General features: G+C 44.8%; 3 protein-coding genes. 2 read left to right on the forward strand and 1 reads right to left on the reverse strand.

The window, feature by feature from the left end:
* Positions 1-197 precede the first annotated feature (197 nt).
* Complete coding sequence (locus RMO52_RS01870; protein ID WP_310410400.1) at positions 198-536, forward strand: hypothetical protein; 339 nt, start codon at positions 198-200, stop codon at positions 534-536.
* Between the two features lie 2 nt (positions 537-538).
* Positions 539-742 carry a hypothetical protein gene (locus RMO52_RS01875; protein WP_309742122.1) on the forward strand — a complete coding sequence of 68 codons (204 nt, stop codon included), beginning with the start codon at positions 539-541 and terminating at the stop codon, positions 740-742.
* 159 nt (positions 743-901) lie between these two features.
* On the opposite strand, the gene aspS is transcribed toward RMO52_RS01875, so the two are convergent.
* Positions 902-2,695, reverse strand: coding sequence for an aspartate--tRNA ligase (aspS, locus tag RMO52_RS01880; protein WP_310410402.1), 1,794 nt, complete (start codon positions 2,693-2,695; stop codon positions 902-904).
* Between the last annotated feature and the right edge of the window lie 34 nt (positions 2,696-2,729).

Below are 2,729 nucleotides of genomic sequence, written 5' to 3' on the forward strand. Positions count from 1 at the left end.
CTTTCATGTCTTAAATGCCCACAGTTTTAGTCCGGTCGTCCCACTACTGGGACTATAAATGTAACAGATGATAGCTTATCTAATTTTTTAGTGGATCGACGATCGAGTCTCTAACAGATAGATAATAATTTTGACGCGAGCGATAGCTACCCCAAGCCTGCTAGATTAAAGGCAGAATATCACGCCTAGATCCACCAGTGGCTAAATTACCAGATCCTGTCATCTCAAATCTCTTCATTATCAAACGTAGACTAGCTGAGTGCGTCGATCGTACTACCGCAATGGAGTTCAGGCTATTCGAGCAGGTGGGTGAAACTTCTGAAACCTTATCCGAATTTGAAGAACTTCAGAATGTGGAAGAGCGGCTAATGTTATCTTACAATCGCCTTCATACCCTACTGCTAAAAGTTTGCCAGTCTCAACCAACCCCCTCAGAAGATATGTTAAATTTGTTATATCAGGCAGTCGAAGTCGCTTCAGCGACTCTAGATGCTAGTGTTGCCACCTTACAAGAGATTCAACGCGATTGGAATTAATCATGAGTAATGAATTTAGAATTCTCGATCCTGAAGCTAGAGCTAAAAATCTAGCTAAATTGAAAGAAGTTACTCGACAACTAGATATCTTAAATCTGATGCTAGATGAAGCGATCGCATTAGTCGATCGAGACTTGCTCCAACAACGTCGAGCCAGATTATTGTATAGATCGAACTATCTGCCTACAGAGAAGATTGAAAGCTAACTTAAAATTCTTGCAATCTACTAATTGTGAAAGCTTTCTGAATGATGGCTGAGTCAAATAGATTGTAAATAGGGCAGTACCAGTACTTACAAAAGAGAGAGGTTGAATCGATCTCGATCGATTCAATCTCTTTTTGCTAAGCTATAAGCAAGATAAATTTTAAGTATCTTTCTTGGGTTTGTATGTGGAAATTACCTCTAATTCCTTGAGTTGTTTGGCATCGACATTTGCAGGAGCATTGGTGAGCAAACAGCGTGCTTGTTGAGTCTTTGGAAAAGCGATGACATCGCGGATCGAATCTTCGCCAGCGAGCAGCATGACTAATCGATCGAGTCCGTAGGCAATCCCGCCATGTGGGGGCGTACCATATTCAAATGCTTCGAGTAAAAAGCCAAATTTGTCATTAGCTTCTTCGGGGGATAAACCGATCGCGCTGAAGACTTTTTCTTGGACTTCGCGTTGATGAATACGGACGCTACCGCCGCCGACTTCGGTACCATTAAAGATGATATCGTAGGCTTGAGCGCGGGCGGTTGTCAGATCGGCGATGTCGTCTGGATGGGGGGCTGTAAAAGGATGATGAAGGGCTTCGAGTCGCTTTTCATCGGCGTTGTACTCGAACATCGGGAAGTCCGTCACCCACAAGAGATTGACTTTATCATCGTCGATTAAACCAAGTTCGCGCCCGATAACCAGTCGCAAGCGATCGAGTGTTTTATTTACCATCGCGGCATCGCCAGCAGCAAATAGTAATAAGTCGCCCGGTTTGGCACCTGTGAGGGTGAGTAATTGTTGTTTACTCTCAGCGGATAGAGAATCTTTAATCGCTCCGATCGTATCGATTTCATTGCCTTCGAGGACGCGAATATATGCTAATCCTTTAGCACCTGCTTCGGCAGCTTCTTTGAATAAGTTACCGCCCGGTTTAATGCGGACGTTAGAAATACTCTCATTACCGCCAGGAATCGGTAATATTTTGACAATCCCACCCGATGCGATTGCGCCGGAAAATACTTTAAATTGAGAGTTTTTAAATAACTCGGAAACATTGACTAATTTTAAGTCAAATCTAGTATCAGGTTTATCGCAGCCATAGTCAGCCATCGCCGTAGCATAAGTCATGCGGGGGAATGGACGTGCTAATTCGACACCTTTAATTTCTTTAAAGATTTGCCAAATCAATTCTTCATTGAGATCGATGATGTCTTCTTGAGACATGAAACTCATTTCCATGTCTAACTGGGTAAATTCTGGCTGTCTATCCGCACGTAAATCTTCATCGCGAAAACAGCGGGCGACTTGATAGTAACGATCGCATCCCGATACCATTAGTAATTGCTTGAATAATTGCGGCGATTGGGGTAGGGCAAACCATTCACCTAAATTTACCCGACTGGGTAAGATAAAATCACGCGCCCCTTCCGGAGTAGAGCGCGTCAAAATTGGCGTCTCGATCTCCATAAAGTTAAAACGATCTTCCAAACAGCGGCGGATGGTTTTAATTACCCGATGGCGGAGTTGGAGATTGGCACTCATCCGTTCGCGACGCAGATCGAGATAGCGATACTTGAGGCGTAAATCCTCCCGCACGAACTCATTTTCGGTTTGCGATACCTGGAAGGGTAATTGCTGATGAACGCGGTTGAGTACCTCAATTTGCTCGGCGTAGACTTCAATTGCGCCCGTATCGATCCGCGTGTTGAGGGATTCTGCGGGACGGGCGTAGACGCGTCCGGTAATTTTAACTACATACTCACTGCGGAGGGTTTCCGCTAAATGATAAGCTTCGGGCGTGCGAATCGGATCGCTGACTACCTGCACCGAACCAGATCGATCGCGCAGATGGAGAAAAATTACCCCCCCAAGATCGCGGCGACGATCTACCCATCCGCACAGAGTAATAGTTTCGCCAATTTGTTCGGTGCGGATCGTACCGCAATAATGGGTTCGCATATGCTAAATCTAATTCGATGACAATTACTGTAAC

The sequence above is a fragment of the Chamaesiphon sp. OTE_8_metabat_110 genome, assembly GCF_031382685.1.
Taxonomy (GTDB): domain Bacteria; phylum Cyanobacteriota; class Cyanobacteriia; order Cyanobacteriales; family Chamaesiphonaceae; genus Chamaesiphon.